At 31.4% G+C, this 17,711-nt stretch carries 15 protein-coding genes and 1 riboswitch; of the genes, 6 read left to right on the forward strand and 9 right to left on the reverse strand.

Going from position 1 to position 17,711, the window contains the following annotated elements:
* Positions 1–60: 60 nt before the first annotated feature.
* The 5 genes from IAI10_RS03250 to IAI10_RS03270 all read right to left on the reverse strand — a co-directional run bounded on the left by IAI10_RS03250 (position 61) and on the right by IAI10_RS03270 (position 5,203).
* Positions 61–891: a carbohydrate ABC transporter permease gene (locus IAI10_RS03250; RefSeq protein ID WP_315671898.1), complete on the reverse strand. Its 831-nt coding sequence runs from the start codon at positions 889–891 to the stop codon at positions 61–63.
* A gap of 67 nt (positions 892–958) precedes the next feature.
* The gene (locus IAI10_RS03255; protein ID WP_315671860.1) at positions 959–1,912 is read right to left on the reverse strand and encodes an ABC transporter permease subunit; all 954 of its coding nucleotides are present in this window, start codon (positions 1,910–1,912) and stop codon (positions 959–961) included.
* 307 nt (positions 1,913–2,219) lie between these two features.
* Positions 2,220–3,278 carry a type I phosphomannose isomerase catalytic subunit gene (locus IAI10_RS03260; protein WP_315671861.1) on the reverse strand — a complete coding sequence of 353 codons (1,059 nt, stop codon included), beginning with the start codon at positions 3,276–3,278 and terminating at the stop codon, positions 2,220–2,222.
* 127 nt (positions 3,279–3,405) lie between these two features.
* The gene (locus IAI10_RS03265; protein WP_315671862.1) at positions 3,406–4,416 is read right to left on the reverse strand and encodes an aldose 1-epimerase; all 1,011 of its coding nucleotides are present in this window, start codon (positions 4,414–4,416) and stop codon (positions 3,406–3,408) included.
* A 37-nt stretch (positions 4,417–4,453) separates the two neighbouring features.
* Entirely contained in the window at positions 4,454–5,203 is a 750-nt protein-coding gene (locus tag IAI10_RS03270) for a DUF1189 domain-containing protein (RefSeq protein ID WP_315671863.1), read from the reverse strand.
* 363 nt (positions 5,204–5,566) lie between these two features.
* On the opposite strand from IAI10_RS03270, the gene IAI10_RS03275 reads away from it, so the two are divergent.
* Positions 5,567–6,304, forward strand: coding sequence for an NADPH-dependent oxidoreductase (locus IAI10_RS03275; RefSeq protein WP_315671864.1), 738 nt, complete (start codon positions 5,567–5,569; stop codon positions 6,302–6,304).
* A gap of 64 nt (positions 6,305–6,368) precedes the next feature.
* The gene (locus IAI10_RS03280) at positions 6,369–7,157 is read left to right on the forward strand and encodes a Cof-type HAD-IIB family hydrolase (RefSeq protein WP_315671865.1); all 789 of its coding nucleotides are present in this window, start codon (positions 6,369–6,371) and stop codon (positions 7,155–7,157) included.
* 5 nt (positions 7,158–7,162) lie between these two features.
* Here the strand turns inward: IAI10_RS03280 and IAI10_RS03285 are convergent, their stop codons facing one another.
* Entirely contained in the window at positions 7,163–8,020 is an 858-nt protein-coding gene (locus tag IAI10_RS03285) for a helix-turn-helix transcriptional regulator (protein WP_315671866.1), read from the reverse strand.
* 222 nt (positions 8,021–8,242) lie between these two features.
* Between IAI10_RS03285 and IAI10_RS03290 the strand changes: the two genes are divergently transcribed.
* Positions 8,243–10,699 (forward strand): glycosyl hydrolase 2 galactose-binding domain-containing protein, encoded by a 2,457-nt coding sequence (locus IAI10_RS03290; protein WP_315671867.1) that lies wholly within the window; start codon positions 8,243–8,245, stop codon positions 10,697–10,699.
* 95 nt (positions 10,700–10,794) lie between these two features.
* Complete coding sequence (locus IAI10_RS03295; RefSeq protein WP_315671868.1) at positions 10,795–11,184, forward strand: GtrA family protein; 390 nt, start codon at positions 10,795–10,797, stop codon at positions 11,182–11,184.
* 49 nt (positions 11,185–11,233) lie between these two features.
* On the opposite strand, the gene rpoN is transcribed toward IAI10_RS03295, so the two are convergent.
* The 3 genes from rpoN to IAI10_RS03310 form a co-directional block, all read right to left on the reverse strand.
* Positions 11,234–12,616 (reverse strand): RNA polymerase factor sigma-54, encoded by a 1,383-nt coding sequence (rpoN, locus tag IAI10_RS03300; protein WP_315671869.1) that lies wholly within the window; start codon positions 12,614–12,616, stop codon positions 11,234–11,236.
* A gap of 175 nt (positions 12,617–12,791) precedes the next feature.
* Positions 12,792–14,408, reverse strand: a complete 1,617-nt coding sequence (ptsP, locus tag IAI10_RS03305; protein WP_315671870.1) for a phosphoenolpyruvate--protein phosphotransferase — start codon at positions 14,406–14,408, stop codon at positions 12,792–12,794.
* A 23-nt stretch (positions 14,409–14,431) separates the two neighbouring features.
* Positions 14,432–14,698 carry an HPr family phosphocarrier protein gene (locus IAI10_RS03310; protein WP_315671871.1) on the reverse strand — a complete coding sequence of 89 codons (267 nt, stop codon included), beginning with the start codon at positions 14,696–14,698 and terminating at the stop codon, positions 14,432–14,434.
* 286 nt (positions 14,699–14,984) lie between these two features.
* Here IAI10_RS03310 and IAI10_RS03315 point away from each other — a divergent pair, with 286 nt between their 5' ends.
* Both IAI10_RS03315 and IAI10_RS03320 read left to right on the forward strand, forming a co-directional pair.
* Positions 14,985–16,985 (forward strand): sigma 54-interacting transcriptional regulator, encoded by a 2,001-nt coding sequence (locus IAI10_RS03315; protein WP_315671872.1) that lies wholly within the window; start codon positions 14,985–14,987, stop codon positions 16,983–16,985.
* Positions 16,986–17,041: 56 nt separating this feature from the next.
* A riboswitch (THF riboswitch) is annotated at positions 17,042–17,141 on the forward strand.
* A gap of 60 nt (positions 17,142–17,201) precedes the next feature.
* The gene (locus tag IAI10_RS03320) at positions 17,202–17,711 is read left to right on the forward strand and encodes a folate family ECF transporter S component (RefSeq protein ID WP_315671873.1); all 510 of its coding nucleotides are present in this window, start codon (positions 17,202–17,204) and stop codon (positions 17,709–17,711) included.

Raw genomic sequence — 17,711 nt, forward strand, 5'->3', positions numbered from 1 at the left:
TTTTCCCCCTATAATTTATTTTTATATAAAATAGGATATAAAAATTTATATCCTAAATTATCAACTTTTAACTGCTCCTAAAGTCATACCAGAAACAAAGTATTTCTGCAGGAACGGATATACTATAAGAATTGGAACCGTAGCCACTATTGTAATAGCCATCTTAATAGACTCTGGGTTTGTATTCATCTTATTCGTAGGAGAATTTGGATCCACTTTGTTAAGAGTATTCGCATTATCCAAAATCTTCATAAGTTCATATTGAAGTGTGCTAAGTGAACTCTCCTGTCTGGCATATAAATAAGTATCAAACCAAGCATTCCACTGTCCAACTGCAACGAATAAAGCTACTGTAGCAATAACTGGTAAGCAAAGAGGCAATATTATTTTATAAAATATTACAAAATCATTTGCTCCATCAATCATAGCAGATTCTTGAAGAGCTTCTGGTAAAGCATCCATGAAAGATCTTATTATGATTACATTAAATATGCTTATAAGACCTGGAATTATATAGACCCAAAAGCTATTTATGAGCCCTACATTTTTTATAAGCATGAACTCTGGTATAAGTCCGCCGCTTATATACATGGTGAATACAAATATAGCTGCTACAAATTTATTAAATACATAATCTTGTCTACTTAATGTGAAGGCAAGCATACAGCTGCAAAATACTCCTAATACAGTACCTACCACTGTTCTTAATACTGACATAAAAAATGCATGTGGCAAATTACTGCTTCCAGAAAATATTTGAGAATAATTTGCTGTAGTAAGTTTTCTTGGAAGTATTCCTATTCCTCCTCTTACAGTATCTAAAGAATCATTAAAAGATACTGCGAGTATATGGAGAAACGGATATACAGTGATAATCATAATAAATGTCATAATCAAGTATAAAATAATATCAAAGCCTGTTATTTTCTTAAAAATTTTAGACACTAAAACCCCTCCTTTATATGATTCTTCCTTCTCCGCTTCTCTTAGCTACTTGGTTAGCAAAGATAAGTAATACGATACTAACTACTGATTTAAAAATACCTATAGCTGTACCGAAAGAATATCTAAACATTCCAATACCGTAATCTAATGCGTATTTATCAAGGACCAATGATTTATCAGCTACTATGTTATTACCTAAAAGCCACTGTTTTTCAAATCCTATATTTATAAGATTTCCTATGCTCATTATAAGTAAAACAATTACTGTTGGTCTTATTCCAGGAAGAGTAATATGAATTATCTGCCTAAACCTATTTGCTCCATCAACTTTAGCTGCATCATACTGTTCTGTATCGATTCCAGTCATAGCGGCCAAATATATTATGGCGTTCCAACCAGTTTCTTTCCAAACATCTGAGCCAGTAACAATTCCCCAAAACCAATTAGGCTTGGTCATAAAATCTACAGGTTTAGAAAATAAATGTAGGTGCACTAATATTTCATTTACAGGACCTGTAGTTGACAGCATAGTAGTTACTATATTGGCTACTATTACCCAAGAAACAAAGTGTGGAAGATATGATACTGTTTGTACAAGTCTTTTAAACTTTACTCCTCTAAGTTCATTCAGAAATAATGCAAAAACTATAGGTATTAAAAAACCAAATATAATTCCTAAAATACTCATGGCCAAGGTATTTATCATTACCTTAGGAAACATATCATCTGAAAATAATTGTTTAAAATATTTAAGTCCTACCCATGTTTGATCAAACATAGATTGTCCAGGTTTATAATCTTGAAATGCCATGCTCCATCCTGCTAATGGCAAATATTTAAATACAATTACCCATATTACAAAAGGTATCGACATAAGCATAAGATAACGCTGATCTTTTAATTTCTTTAGGGTTATCTTTTTTTTCTTGCTAGTATTGACTGCTTGGATTTCTGTAGAAACGTTCATATTATACCTCCATTTATATATTGTATAAAGCAATCGATTTCAATCTCTAAGTAGATAATATTACATCCTGGAGAAAACCTATACCCACAAAACTGTATATGTTTTCATAGAAAAATAGAGATGTTTGTCTTTTTTTATTTTTTTATGCCATATACTATATCTTTCTTAGTACATATATCTAATTTCTAATGTATTTCATGTAAATTTTTTGGGGTATTTAACAATAAAATTTAACCATATAAAAAAAGAAAAGCCCCTTATAGAGCTCTTCTTACATAAATTATTAATTTTCAATTATTATTTAAAACTATGCAGTTACCACTTGGCTAAGCACTTCTTCTTTTGAATATCCTGCTTTCTCTAAAGGAGCTATAACATCTTTCTCTAAATTAGGAACGCAAGACTTTACAAGCTCTAATTTTCCGCTTATTTCATATTCCCCTAAAGCTGCAGGTATAAGAATTGATTGACCTCTCTTTATAGTTTCTTTTCCACCATTAAAACTTATTTCTCCTTCGCCATCAAAACAAGTATAAGTGAAAAATCTTTCTCCATCTGCATTTTCTTTAATAGTTCCATCTATAGAATACTTTTCTACTGAAAAATATTTATTTGCAACTAGGTACTTCTTACTGCTCTTATCATCTAGCTTAATTTCTAAAGGCTTCAATTTTCCTTTCACATTGCAGTTTTCAAAGTTTATTACATCTAAAGCCTTTTCTATATGAAGTGGTCTCTTATTTCCATTCTTATCTGTTCTATTATAGTCAAACACTCTATAGGTAGTATTTGAATTCTGCTGGATCTCAGCAATAAGTATTCCAGCTCCTATAGCATGAACAAGGCCTGCTGGTATATTAACTGCATCTCCAGTCTTTACTTCTATGTAGTTAAGGCAATCTTCTATTCTGTCTTCTTTTACAGCTTTAGCAAAGCTTTCTCTAGTTGTACCAGGTTTAACTCCATAAACTATCTTAGCGCCTTCTTTAGCTTCAACTATGTACCACATTTCATTTTTGCCGTATTCTCCATTTTCATGGACTTGAGCATATTCATCTTCAGGATGAACTTGCACGGATAATCTATCATTAGCGTCAATTAGTTTTATAAGAAGAGGAAATTTTTCTACATCTTTCTCTTCCAACTTATACCCTACTAAATCTCTTCCTAATTTTTTTATTAAAGCTGTTAAGGATATTCCCTTATATTCTCCATTAGCAACAATTCCTTCTCCGTCTGGATGGCCTGATATTTCCCAGCTTTCTGCAACTATGCCTTCTGGTAAATCTTTCCCAAACTTTGCAAGCTCTCTGCCGCCCCAAATATAATCTTTATATACCGGTTCAAATTTTAATGGATATAACATTTAAATTACCTCCCACAAGATGTATTTACACGGTTATTATATCACTACACATGAAATTTTCATAATTAAAAAGTTTATTCCCTACTTAGAAAAACATTGATGTAAAACTTCATTTATCAATATTCTTTTAAACCGCAGCCTTCTTTAAATATATCTTGCTTTGTTCGCTCCATGTCTCTCCAGGAGAAAGCATTCTGAAACCAGTTTCTTCTGCTGGCAAATTAATATTAGGAGCATTTATTGCCCAAGTTTGTGGCTCTGGGCACAAAAAATCAACAGTTTTTTCCCAGTTCCATACTGTCCAATCCTTATATTCATCTCCCACTTCATAGAATAGACTTATATTCTTATGTATGTCTGAAAGTATTGCTCCATGATACTCTTTTCCTGAAATATTCAATTTATTTACAGTATAGGGGGTATCTAGTGATATAGCAAAAGGCATCATTCCTTCTTCTCTATATTTCTTTTCCTCCTCACTTAAAGGAAGGTATTTCCCAGTAGGAAGCATCCTAGAGTTTACCTCCCACTTCTTATCAACTGATAATTTAAGCTTGTATTCCTCTTTTGAGCTTCCTTGGCAAAATGGGGTATTAAAAGCAGTATGGAAACCTAATCCAAAGGGCATTGCTTCTTTACTTTTATTTATGAAGCTTACCTTGTGGGTCAGGCCTTCTGAGCTTAATCTATAATTCAATTTACATTGAAATTCATGTTTAAAATAGCTATATATTGCATCATTAAATCTATTACTTTCAAAAACAGCTTCTATTTCCACAGCCTCTTCTTTTTCCAATATCTCCGCCTTTGTTACTGCAAATTGCTGCCTTATCAAAATCCCATGTATGTGGTTATTATTATTCACCTCATTTATTGGAAATTTATATTCCTTTCCTTCAGCAGAAAATTTTCCATCTTCAATTCTGTTTGGTGGAAATAAAATAGGTATTCCATAGGCTTGAGGCATATCTGCTAAATCTTCATAACTTTTAGGAGTTCTAAATATATCAACTCCAAGCTTTTTATTTTTAAGCTCAACTATATTAGCTCCCCAGCTTGGAAGCATAAGTGCCTCATATCCTCCAGCCTCGAAATATAATGCATCGTTTCCTAAAAATTTTCTTTTTTCTATATTCATTTTCTTCCTCCTTCAATGGTTTAAAAAATATCCTAATTTAAAAATCATTCTTTCCAAGCGCTCTTATAACATAAACTGCCGCAATCATATAAATGTAAAAATAGTAATACATGCTTATGTTTATAAAAGGAAATAAAGATATTATACCTATTACTGCAATAGGCAGTGTCAAAGAATAAACAGATATTCTATAGGTCTCCTTAAATTTTAGTTTTGAGGGTCTCATTTTTTTAAATATTAATCCTATTGCTCCAAACAATAATGAATAAATAAAGCTAAGACAAATAAAAATCACTAAAATTATTGCTGATAAAAGCAAAATAAAATATGGTATTGATCCTACTACATTTCTTGCAGCTTGCTTATCTGTGTCACTGTTAAACATATCCCTATAAGGTATATTCATAATACTATTACCAGAGGTTTTTATTATCATACCATCCTCAGTCATAGCAAAAGCTTGTTTATATTTTTTAACTAAACTGTCACTTGATTTAACAGATGAATCAACTATTACTCCAACCCCATTTACCTCAGTAACTAATTTTTCATTATTGTTAGTGCTAAGCTCACCATTTTGAATTTTAAATTCTGGCATTTTAGAATCATATACCTTAGGAATAGCTGAGAGCACTGTCATATATTTTTTCTGAAATGACAGGGAAACAAATAATCCAAAAACCACTGTAAGCAATAATAGATATCCTATTACCCTAGTCATTCTATATTTAACAACTTCCTTATAATGCTTAATATTCGTTATGCTGCCAATAAAATCATTTATCATTATATTCTCCTTCCAAAAATCAGTAATAATTAATTGTACTATTGTTGTTAACCAATGCAATCATAAAATAAAATCCTTTACAAGCTATTATACATTATCTAAAATTTGTTTTCCATATCAAGCTGCAAGCTTACTGGATAATTTCATTTTTATATACAAAAATGAATTAAAAATTTGTTATTTGTTATAATAGACATGAATTGTGCGATTCTATTCACTTCCTTTAAATCATTTCGCCTGCATATGAATATTGTAAAATTAAATTGCATTCAACTTTTTTTCATTAAACTATTTACTTTAAGTAAAATTATATATTATAATATATTTGATAATAATTATTAAATAATAATTGGAGGAAATAAAATGAATGATACAATTAGATTGATACAAAATCATAGATCAATAAGAAATTATTTAGATAAAGATATTCCTGAAGAGGTATTAGATGAAATATTAAAAGCTTCTCAATCTATGCCGAATTCCATAAATGGTCAGCAGATCTCAGTTATAGTAGTTAAGGACAAAAAAAGGAAGAGCGAAATATCCGCTGCTTCTGGAAGTAACCCTTGGATTGATCAGGCTCCAGTATTTTTAATTTTTGTAGCAGACTTTTATAAAACTAATATAGCTGCATTAAAATCAGGTAAGAAACAAGTTATACAAGAAAGCGTTGAAGGTACTCTAGCTGCTACTTTTGATGCTGGTCTTGCTATGGGAGGAGCTATAGTAGCCGCTGAATCTTTAGGGCTTGGTATTGTTCCTATAGGCGGCGTGAGAACTAATCCTGAAGAAATCATACGTCTCTTAGAACTTCCTGAGTATACTTTTCCTTTAGCTGGTCTAGTAATAGGCTATCCAGCTGATAACTCTGCTCTTAAGCCAAGACTTCCTCTAGAAAGCTTTGCTCACGAAGAAACTTACAATAAAGAAAAAGTTAAAGAAGCTATAGATACTTATGATAAGGCTATGGAAGAATATTATACTAAGCGTGGAGACAAATCAACTAATTGGAGCAATCAAGTTTCCAGCATATATCAATTTGTTTACTTTCCAAAAGTATACCCAACTATGAAAAAACAAGGTTTTTTGAATGACAAATAGTAACATTGACAAGCTATTGCTCTTTATAGTACATTAGCCTTATAAAATAGAAAAAGGTGATGCTATGATTAAACTTATTGCTTCAGATATGGATGGAACTCTATTAGATGAAAATGGTAATCTTCCAAAAGATTTTTTTCACATCTTTAATATGCTGAAATCTAATGACATAATTTTTGCTGTAGCAAGCGGAAGGCAGTATGCTACATTAAAAAAGACTATGGATTCCATCAAAGATGACGTACTATTTATAGCAGAAAACGGCAGTTTAGTAGTTTACAAAAATAAAGAATTGTACTCTTGTTATATTGATAAAGAAAATGTTAATAAAATTATAGATGTATCTAGAAGCTTAGATTCAGTTGAAGCTGTACTTTGCGGAAAGTATTGTGCATATACAGAGGCTAAAGATGAAAAGTTTATTAAAGAAATGAAAAAATATTATGCTAGTCTTGAAATTGTAGATAATCTAAAGCAGGTTAAGGCTGACATAATAAAAATAGCTGTTTGTGATATGAATGATCCTTATTCCAACTCTTATCCTGCATATTTTAATAATTTAAAGGACCAATTAAGTGTTGTAATTTCAGGTGCTATATGGGTGGACATAATGAATCCTAAAGCTAATAAAGGTGAAGCTATTAAATATATACTAGATAAATTCAATATATCTTCAGAGGAGACTATGGCCTTCGGAGATTACTTTAATGATGTTGAAATGCTAAAAATAGCTGGACATAGTTATGCCATGGAGAATGCTCCAGAAGGAGTAAAAAAGCATGCAAAATATATAGCTAAAAGCAATATTGAAAATGGCGTGCTGTCTGCTATAAAAGATAAGATATTAGCTTAATAAATTTAGTTAAGAGGAGAATTAAAAGCTCCTCTTCTTAAATTTAATGGTGAAACATTATATTTTCTTTTAAACATATGATAAAAATGGCTTAAGTTCTCAAAGCCTGATTCCAAGGCTATATAGGTGACATCCATATTGGTGGTAAGCAATAAATGCTTTGCGTGTTTTAGCTTTAAATCATTAATATATTCCACTGGAGTACAAGCAAGCACTTTTCTAAAAACTCTATTTACATGTCCTATACTTTTACCTGATAATTCATATAGCCTTGTAATTCCTAATATAAAATTCTCAGATTTCTGCATATTAATAAGCAATGTCTCCATCCATTCAGGCATTTCTTTTTTATTCTTATCTCTATATTGCCAAAAAAACTTAAGAAGTATATCTACAAGAAGGCCTCTTCTTTGAATATCCAACAACTCTTTATCATTTAATGCTAAAGCATTAATTTTATCAAGTCTTCCTACAATTTCATCAATTTCTAAAGAGGATAATATGGTTATTAAAGGCAGTCTTGCTTCTAGGAATCTTTCTGGCTTAAATGCACTTCCTATAAATTTAAAGGTTTCTGAAATGCACTCTCTTGTGTAACATATATTTATAAATTTACAATCATATTCCTCATAATTTTCATAGCAATGTACATCTTCAGGCCTCATAAATACTAAACTTCCTTCAGATAGATATTGCCTTTCTCCATTTACCTTATGTATTGCCTTTCCTTCCGTGATAAAAAAGATCTCAAAATAATCATGAGTATGCATTGGAGATGCATACTTTAAGGAGCTCACAGTAAAATGATGAGATTGTATTCCTATTCCTATATTATTTTCTGCCATATACTTAGTTAATTCCATAACCAACACCTCATTAAAAATTATTCTTTATATAAAGGTAGTTTTAAATCAGTATAAAAACCAGCACTGATTTAAAACAGCACAAAATGTTAAAATAGCACATTAACAATGTTAATTAAAGACAAGTATTAAATAATTGTATTGCTATAATTATATGGTAATGATATTTAAAATTCAATAGAATTAAAAGTTTAAATACTACAATACAAGGAGGATATTTCTATGAAAATACTTGATCTTAACGGCAGTTGGAGAATGAAAAGAACTGATGAAGCTGAATGGCTTTCAGCTTCCGTACCTGGTTCAGTTTATAGTGATTTATTAGCTCTAAATAAAATTGAGGATCCTTTTTATAGAGATAATGAAGAAACAGTAATGAAACTATCTGAATATGATTTTGAATATGAAAGAACTTTTGAGGTAACTGAAAATTTCTTTGAATATGAAAAATTATTTTTGCTCTGCGAGGGCTTAGACACTTTAGCTAATATCTTTGTTAACAATATTTCTATAGCGAAAACGGATAACATGTTTAGAAGTTATGAATTTGATATAAAAAGCTGTGTTAGAAAAGGTACTAATACAATAAAAATAGTATTTAGCTCCCCACTTAAATATGCCACAGAAAAATATAAAGAAGTCCCTACTTTCTCTGCTAATGGAGTTCCAGGCTTTCAGCATATAAGAAAAGCTCACTACATGTTCGGTTGGGACTGGGGTCCTAATTTACCTGATATAGGCATTTGGAAAAATATATCCATTGTTGCTTTTAATTTTTCCAGAATCGATGAAGTTTATGTAACTCAGCACCATGAGGATTCTAAAGTTTCTTTAGATATTAAAGTGCTGAAAAAAGAATATTTAAAGGCTCCAATAGATATTAAAATAACTTTAATATCACCAAAAGGTGAAAAAGCAGAAAAAATTGTGAAGAATTCTAAACTCGAAGAGCATATAAATGTGAGCATTGAAAATCCTGAAATTTGGTGGCCAAACGGATTTGGAGAACATCCATTATACACCTTAGAAACCGAACTATTATACGAAAATAATGTAATAGATTCTAATAAGCTTAGAATAGGTCTAAGAGCTATAACAGTCACTCAAAAGGAGGATGAGTGGGGCCGCTCCTTCGCTTTTAATGTTAACGGAGTTGATATATTTGCCATGGGTGCAGATTATATTCCTGAAGATAATATTATAGCAAGATGTAATAAGACTAAAACAAAAAAACTTATTGAAGATTGCGTTGAAGCCAATTTTAACAGCATCCGTCTTTGGGGCGGCGGTTATTATGCAGAGGATTATTTCTATGACCTCTGCGATGAATATGGTTTAATAATTTGGCATGACCACCTATTCGCCTGTGCAGTATATGATTTTAATGATGAATTTAAGGAAAATATAACTGAAGAAATTATCCAAAATACTAAAAGAATACGCCACCACGCCTCACTTGGTTTATGGTGTGGAAATAATGAAATGGAAACTGCTTGGGTAGATTGGGGAATAAACGATCCATTAAAATTTAAGGCAGATTATATAAAACAATTTGAAGTGCTTATGCCTGAAATATCAAAAGCTGTTGACCCAAATACTTTCTATTGGCTGGCTTCTCCTTCATCCACCGGAAGCTTTGATAAACCAAATGATGAAAATTACGGGGATATGCATGATTGGAGTATCTGGCATGGCCGCAAGCCTTTCACAGATTATAGAAACAGATTTCCAAGATTTATGTCGGAATTCGGTATACAATCTTTTCCGAGTAACAAAACCATAGAAAGCTTCACATTGCCTGAGGATAGAAATTTATTTTCCTATGTTATGGAAAATCATGAAAAGCAAAATGTAGGTATTGAAATAATAGTTAATTATATATCTCAGTATTTTAAATTTCCAAAGGATTTCTCTAACTTTGCATATGTGTCTCAGCTAATACAAGCTGAAGGTTTAAGATATGGAGTAGAGCATTGGAGAAGAAATAGAGGCAGATGCATGGGAGCTATATATTGGCAGTTAAATGATTGCTGGCCGGTTATCTCTTGGGCAAGCATAGATTATTACGGAAGATGGAAAGCTCTTCACTATGCTGCTAAAAAATTCTTCTCTCCTGTTTTATTGTCTGCTTGTGAAGAAGGTACTAAGGTATCCTTGCACCTTAGCAATGAATCTCTAAATAAAGTTTCAGGAAAAGTTGTATGGAAGCTAAGAGATTCTCACTCAAATATATTATGTCAGCATGAACAATCAATCCATATTGAGGAACTTACTTCAAAAGAAATCGTAAATTTAGATTTTGCCAAAGAATTAAATTCAAAGGAAAAAATGAGAGAGCATTATTTAGAGTATTCTTTATTTATTGATGATAAAAATGTAAGCTCCGAAACAACTTTATTTGTTCCTGCCAAACATTTTAATTTTAAGCCTGCTAAAATCTCCTACAGCCTAAAAGAATTGGAGGATAGATTTCTTATATCCCTATCTTCAGATGCTTTTGCAAAATTTGTTGAATTAGACTTTAAATCCTTGGATGGAATATTCAGTGATAATTATTTTGATTTATCTGCTAATGAAATGAAAAACATTGAAATATTAAAAAGTAAATTATCTAAGGATATTTCTATTATGGAGTTTGAAGAGGAATTACAAATAAAAAGTCTAGTAGATAGCTACTAATTTAACTATTTTTTATAAAAATTATGAACTTGACACCAAAATGTAATAAAAATAAGATATACTAAGATAAATAAATTTTATTTTTCGAGGTATTTATGGTTGTAGAATTATTTAAAAAAAACAAACAATTTATCAAATTTGCCATAGTGGGAGCTTCAAATACTTTAATAACCTTGATAGCTTATAATATACTAATTAAGTTTGGGGTCAATTATATATTAGCTAATATAATAGGTTATTTCGTTGGAATGCTTAACGGATTTGTTTGGAGTAAGAATTGGGTGTTTGATGCTACAGAAGCTGCAAGTAAATTATTTTTCAAATTTGTTTTAGTTAATTTACTTTCCTTAGGTTTTAGCACCTTAGCTTTATCATTTCTTGTGAGCAGCTTAACAATTAATAAAACCATAGCTCAGCTTATAACCACCGTTGGAACGGTATTGATAAATTATGTCTTAAACAAAATTTGGACATTTAAAAAGTAGGACCATGTTTTTACATAGTCCTATTTTTTATATAGTAAAAACTAGCTTACTAAAAGACTTTTCTCTTGCTGGAAGCTCCTATTCCTAACTCTTCTCTGTATTTTGCCACAGTTCTTCTTGAAATTTTTATTTTCAATTTATCTAATTCTTCAGAAATATCTTGATCTGACAATGGTTTTCTTCTGTCTTCATTATCAATTAATTTTTTAATTTGAAGCTTTACAGTATTAGATGACATCCCCTCCTCAGATTGGTCAGATATTGCATTAGTAAACAGATTCTTTAATTTCACTGTCCCATAATCTGTATTTATATACTTATCTCTAATAGCCCTGCTTATAGTGGACTCATGCATATTCAAGCTTTCCGCTATATTGGCTATAGTCATTGGCTTTAAATATTTATTTCCCATTAGGAAATAATTCTTCTGAAGCTCAACAATTTTTTCTAATATCTTATATATTGTATTTCTCCTGCTTTCTATTCCTTTTATAAGATACATAGCTCCATTTATTTTACCCTTTACATAATCATTAAGCATGGAATCCTTTTTATCTCCGTTTAATGCTTCACTATAAATAGTATTTATAGTGAGCTTCGGTATGGATTTGTCATTCATTATTATATGAAATTCTTCTCCTATGCGTCTTATATATGCCTCAGGAACCACATAATTGGCAGTATCGCCTGTAAAAAACCCCCTTGACGGTTTAGGTTCAAGCCCCTTTATTATATTGCAGTATTCCTGCACATCCTTTACATCTATTGCTAACTCTTTACCTATATCCTTTAATCTATTTTCTGCTATCTGCTGCAAATAATTTTCTGCTATCTGATAAATATATTTATTTTCTATCCCGTTGTTTTTCAACTGAATAGTTAAGCATTCCTCTAAGTTTCTTGCAGCTATACCAGAAGGCTGAAATCCTTGAACTATTTGTAAGGCATGTTCAACTTTTTCAATGCTTGTATTAAGATACTTAGATATTGCTTCTACGCTCTCTCCCAAATATCCCCTATCATCAATGCTTTCTATTATATAGTAACATATTCCATTTATGGAAACGTCTTCTTTTAAATCCAAAACCTGCTCCCTTAAGAAGTCTCTAAGGCTTTTAGGCGTTGCGACAAAATTTATAGGATCTACATAATCATTATCATAGCTTTTACTTTCATAATCGTAATTTTTGCTATGGCTAATATCTTGATAATATTTTTCATACACATCTTCATAATTTTCACTTATTTTGCTGTTGTCTATCTCTAGTAAAGGATTTTCTTCAATTTCCCTATGGATATCTTGTTCTAAATCGTAGGCGGTCATTTGGAGTATTCTCAAAGACTGCTGCATTTCATTAGTAAGTATTAATTTTTGTTCTTGCACCATCCTCTGTAAAACATTCATGTCCATCTGAATATCCACCTCCTTCATATCTACTATCCTAGGCTTGTGATTATGATAATTAATATCTATGTTAAGTATAACTTATATCGTATATAAAGGTAAATATTTTTTTATTTCCATTTATAGATTTGACTAAGAATAAAGTATAAAATAAATATACCAGTGCACTATCATTTGCACTGGTATATATTTCAAGCTTAATTTATTTATCCATTATAATCTGCTTAGCCTTTAGTATGGAAGATGCACTCATAGAGAATTCATCTAATCCATATTCTAATAGTGTAGGAATTGCTTCTTCATCTCCTGCCATCTCTCCGCACATTCCGCACCATTTTCCTTCTTTGTGAGCTGCTTCTATAGTCATCTTTATAAGTCTAAGTACAGCTGGATGCATAGGATTATATAAATAAGATACATTTTCATTCATTCTATCAGCCGCCAAAGTATATTGAATTAAATCATTAGTTCCTATACTAAAGAAATCAACATGCTTTGCAAATTCATCAGCCATAACTGCTGCTGCCGGTATTTCTACCATTATACCTGTCTCTATATCCTTGTTATACGCTTTTCCTTCAGCTGTTAGCTCGTCCATACAAGACTTCAATATATCTTTTGCTTTGAAAAATTCATCCAAGGAGCTTATCATTGGAAACATTACTGCAATATTTCCAAAAGCAGATGCCCTTAAAATTGCTCTTAACTGCGTTTTAAATATATCCTGCTTATCCAAGCAAAGTCTTATAGCTCTATAGCCTAAGAAAGGATTCATTTCTTCTGGTAAAGGCAAATATGAAAGTTTCTTGTCTCCGCCAATGTCCAAAGTTCTTATAACTACAGGTCTTCCCTTCATATTCTCAGCAGCATATTTATATGCTTCAAACTGTTCCTCTTCTGTTGGAAGGCTGTCTCTATCCATGTATAAGAATTCAGTTCTAAAAAGTCCTACAGCTTCCCCGCCGTTTTCTAATACTTTTGCTACATCCTTAGGGGAACCTATATTTCCTGCTACTAAAACTTTCTTTCCTTCTTTAGTTACAGTTTCTTTATTTATAAGAGCCTTAAGCTTATTTTTTTCTTCTTCAAAATCTGATTTTTTCTTTTCATATATAGATAAAGTTTCAGCATCAGGATTGATTATAATTTCTCCTTCAACGCTGTCCACTATTATTTCATCACCATTTTTAACTCTAGACGTTATATCTTCAAGACCAACTATAGCTGGTATTTCAAGTGTTCTAGCCATTATAGCACTATGTGAAGTTCTTCCACCTATATTAGTAAGAAAAGCTACCACCTTATTTTTATCAAGCTGTGCAGTATCTGATGGAGTTAGATCGTGAGCTACTATTACTGTATTTTTAGGTAAATCATCCATGGAAACTCCGCCATTACCTGATAATATTCTAAGTATTCTGTTTCCTACATCTTTTATATCTGCAGCTCTTTCCTTCATGTACTCATCTTCCATTTCTGCAAATATCCCAAGATACATTTCAACTACTTCGCTGAGAGAAGCTTCAGCGCTTACACTTTTTTCTTCTATTGTAGATACTGCAGTTCCAGTAAATCCAGGGTCATCTAAAAGCATTAAATGACTTCCGAAAACCTGAGCTTCGCTTTCACCTATTTCTGCAATTGTTTTTTCTTTTAATTTACTTAATTGTTCTCTAGCAGTTTCTATAGCACTTTCTAATCTGCTTTTTTCTTCTTCTACACTTATGTTAGTTTTTTCTTTTATTACCAATTCCTCGTTTTCTTTTAAGAAAACTTTTCCTATGGCATAACCTTTTGAGGCAGGAATTCCTTTTTTCATTTTATTTCCTCCATTCCTCAATATTATTCTTCGCCAAATTTTGATTCAACTAATTTGACTAATGCATCTACAGCTTCCTTTTCATCTGCTCCATCTGCTGTTATTGTTACTTCACTTCCGTTTGAAAGGCTAAGTGCTAATATATTTATAAGAGATTTTGCTGAGCCCTTCTTTTCTCCCTTATTTATAGTTATATTAGATTTGAATTTACTTGCAGTTTGAACGAACATTGATGCAGGTCTTGCATGTATTCCAGTTTTATTTGTTATAGTTACATTTTTTGATATCATAAATATAATCCTCCTCGAATTTATCTCAATTTATTATTCACAAATATATAAAGCAAATTTCATGCCAACATGTTTATTGTGTCATAATAAGTCTAAAAATATACTTGAGTCAAAGCCAGAATACACAGATAAATTCAACACTTACCACATATTCAATAAAATTTTAAATTATAAGTAGAATATAATTTTACTTTAATATATAATATATACATTGATAAATTTTATCAACGAGTATCAGCAATCTGATATATTTTATCAACAATTACATTTTAACAGGAGGTTAATAATGTTTAAAAGTACTGTAATGGTAAGTGCCACAGAAGGAATACATTTAAGAATAGCGGCAGAAATAGTACATAAATCTGACATTTTAAAAGATAAATATGATATAAATTTATATATAAAAAAAGTTACAGATCCCTCTCCTATCACTATAAGTATTATAGCACTTATTTCTCTAAAAATTCTACAAAATGATATGATAGAAATCTCCTGCCTGGAAGACACAGTTGCAGGGAAAAGAGCAGTATTAGAGCTATGTGAATTCATAAATGAAATTATGGAAAATAAAAATACTAATATGAATACTATAGACAATTTAATCGAGCAGACTAAGATAGCTCATGAGCAAATATTAGAAAGTATTTCTCTAGGTATAGTAGTTGTAGATACAAATTCTTCTGTAGTTTACTTAAATAATTATGGATATAATTTGATAGGTAAGGGAACCAGTGAAGTCATAGGAAAAAATGTCCTAGAGGTGATACCTACATCAGATCTTCCTGATATTTTAGATAAAAAAAGGATGCAGATAGGAAACATTCAACACATAAATGGCAAGGTGGTTATAGTTAATCGCTCTCCTATTTTTTCTGGAGACACTCTCATAGGTGCAGTAGGAGTATTCCAGGACATATCTGAATTAGTTGGTATGAAGGAACTTAACGAAAAATTTCAAAAAATTCTCTCAACCTCTGGAGATCTCATCTGCTTCGTTGACGAAAACAGAAAAATAACCTACATAAATCCCGCTTATGAGGAAAATCTTCCAAAATCAAGCCACAAAATACTCGGTAAAGATTTAATTAATGTATCTCCTAATGGATTGCGGCTTAAGGTATTTAATTCAAAAGAAAAACTTGATAATTACCTTCATCAAAAAGAAGGTTTGGATATGCTCTCCACTGTAGAGCCTTTATTTATAGATAATGTTTTTAAAGGTATAATTTCTGTATCAAGACCTGTGAATCAAATTAAGGACTTGCTTAAGAAGTTAGAGAAATCTCAGGAAGAATTAGCCTATTATAAAGAAGAACTTCAGAGACATGCTCCTCTAGCCGGTTCTTTCTCAGATATAATTGGTTCTAGCGGAAGTCTTAGAGAAGCTCTTTTTATGGCAGACAGATCCTCAAAGTCAATATCCACTGTTCTAATAAGGGGAGAAAGCGGCACAGGTAAAGAACTTATTGCAAAAGCTATCCATAATAACAGTGACAGAAAGGATAAACCTTTCGTAAGAGTAAACTGCGCTGCTATACCAGAAAATCTTTTAGAGAGTGAACTTTTCGGCTACGAGAAAGGCGCTTTCACTGGAGCTGTAAGAAGCAAACCAGGTAAATTCTCTATAGCTAATGGAGGCACCATTTTTTTGGATGAAATAGGCGATATGCCTAAAGCTATGCAGGCTAAGCTTCTTAGAGTCCTGCAGGAAAAAGAATTCGAAACCGTTGGCGGCATCGATACCCAAAAAGTAGATACAAGAGTAATAGCAGCTACCAATAGAAATTTAGAAGAGATGATCGAAAGCGGTGAATTCAGGGAAGATTTATATTACAGACTTAATGTTATGACTATAGTTCTCCCTCCATTAAGACATAGAAAAGAAGACATAACATTATTAGTAGATCATTTTATAAAAAAAATAAATAAAAAAATTGATAGAGACATAGACGCTATAGATGAAGACGCTCTGCATTTTCTTCAGGACTATAATTGGCCTGGAAATATAAGAGAGTTAGAAAATGTTATAGAAAGAGCTGTTAATATGTGTGATGGTAAAATAATTACTTATCTAGACCTTCCTATGTACATAACAAGCATAAAACCTAAAAATCCTGGTCTCATTAATCTGATAGACGGTGAACTTCTTCCTATGGAAGAATACGAAAAAGAAATTATTACTATAGCTATGAAAAAATATAAAAGTTATAATAAAGTCGGCAAGGTCTTGGGGCTTACCCATAGAACTGTAGCATTAAAATGTCAAAAATACGGAATAAATAATTAGTTGATATTGTTTTTTTATGCAAATTATTTTATACTATGTTTATTAATAGAATAAATGGCAGAGTAGATTCTTGTGCGTTAAGTGTCAGTTGGACGGGAAGTTGCCACTGAACGAAAAATTTTGTAATTTGCGGTACATGAATCGCATTCCGCTGCCACACGAGAGAGTGATACTCCTTTTGTGGTGTTTTTTGCCATTTAAAAAGGAGGTATTTTTTTGAAAAAAACCAGAAATTTAGTGTTTTTATCCCTGCTTATAGCTCTGAATATCATTCTAACTAGATTTGGATCCATTCAAACACCTATAGTAAGAATTGGTTTTGGATTTCTTCCACTAGCTCTAGCTTCCATGATGTTTGGTCCAATTTTAGGAGGTGCTGCTGCTGCTATATCTGATATTCTTGGAATGATGATCTATCCTAGCGGAGCTTATTTCCCTGGATTCACGTTAACAGCTTTCATTAGCGGTGCCTTATATGGAATTTTTCTATACGAAAAGCCTAAATCTATTCCCCGTATAATATTAAGTGTTTTAACAGTTACTATTGCAGCTGATATTATTCTTAATACTTTGTGGCTAAATATGATTACAGGGAAAGCTATCTATGTTCTGCTTACTACTAGGCTTGTTTCAAATTCAATCATGCTGCCAATAAAGGTAATAATAATTTCTTTAGTATGGAAAGCTCTATATTCCTTTACTAAGCCTATATTTTTAAGCAGATAA

It is taken from the genome of Clostridium sp. 19966, from assembly GCF_032335695.1.
Lineage (GTDB): Bacteria > Bacillota > Clostridia > Clostridiales > Clostridiaceae > JACTOJ01.

What these genes read in the sequence shown, in the direction of transcription:
- IAI10_RS03250 (WP_315671898.1), bottom strand. Translation starts at nt 891, where the DNA reads ATGACATTTATTATGATTATCACTGTATATCCGTTTCTCCATATACTC.
- IAI10_RS03255 (WP_315671860.1), bottom strand. Translation starts at nt 1,912, where the DNA reads ATGAACGTTTCTACAGAAATCCAAGCAGTCAATACTAGCAAGAAAAAA.
- IAI10_RS03260 (WP_315671861.1), bottom strand. Translation starts at nt 3,278, where the DNA reads ATGTTATATCCATTAAAATTTGAACCGGTATATAAAGATTATATTTGG.
- IAI10_RS03265 (WP_315671862.1), bottom strand. Translation starts at nt 4,416, where the DNA reads ATGAATATAGAAAAAAGAAAATTTTTAGGAAACGATGCATTATATTTC.
- IAI10_RS03270 (WP_315671863.1), bottom strand. Translation starts at nt 5,203, where the DNA reads ATGATAAATGATTTTATTGGCAGCATAACGAATATTAAGCATTATAAG.
- IAI10_RS03275 (WP_315671864.1), top strand. Translation starts at nt 5,567, where the DNA reads ATGAATGATACAATTAGATTGATACAAAATCATAGATCAATAAGAAAT.
- IAI10_RS03280 (WP_315671865.1), top strand. Translation starts at nt 6,369, where the DNA reads ATGATTAAACTTATTGCTTCAGATATGGATGGAACTCTATTAGATGAA.
- IAI10_RS03285 (WP_315671866.1), bottom strand. Translation starts at nt 8,020, where the DNA reads ATGGAATTAACTAAGTATATGGCAGAAAATAATATAGGAATAGGAATA.
- IAI10_RS03290 (WP_315671867.1), top strand. Translation starts at nt 8,243, where the DNA reads ATGAAAATACTTGATCTTAACGGCAGTTGGAGAATGAAAAGAACTGAT.
- IAI10_RS03295 (WP_315671868.1), top strand. Translation starts at nt 10,795, where the DNA reads ATGGTTGTAGAATTATTTAAAAAAAACAAACAATTTATCAAATTTGCC.
- rpoN (WP_315671869.1), bottom strand. Translation starts at nt 12,616, where the DNA reads ATGAAGGAGGTGGATATTCAGATGGACATGAATGTTTTACAGAGGATG.
- ptsP (WP_315671870.1), bottom strand. Translation starts at nt 14,408, where the DNA reads ATGAAAAAAGGAATTCCTGCCTCAAAAGGTTATGCCATAGGAAAAGTT.
- IAI10_RS03310 (WP_315671871.1), bottom strand. Translation starts at nt 14,698, where the DNA reads ATGATATCAAAAAATGTAACTATAACAAATAAAACTGGAATACATGCA.
- IAI10_RS03315 (WP_315671872.1), top strand. Translation starts at nt 14,985, where the DNA reads ATGTTTAAAAGTACTGTAATGGTAAGTGCCACAGAAGGAATACATTTA.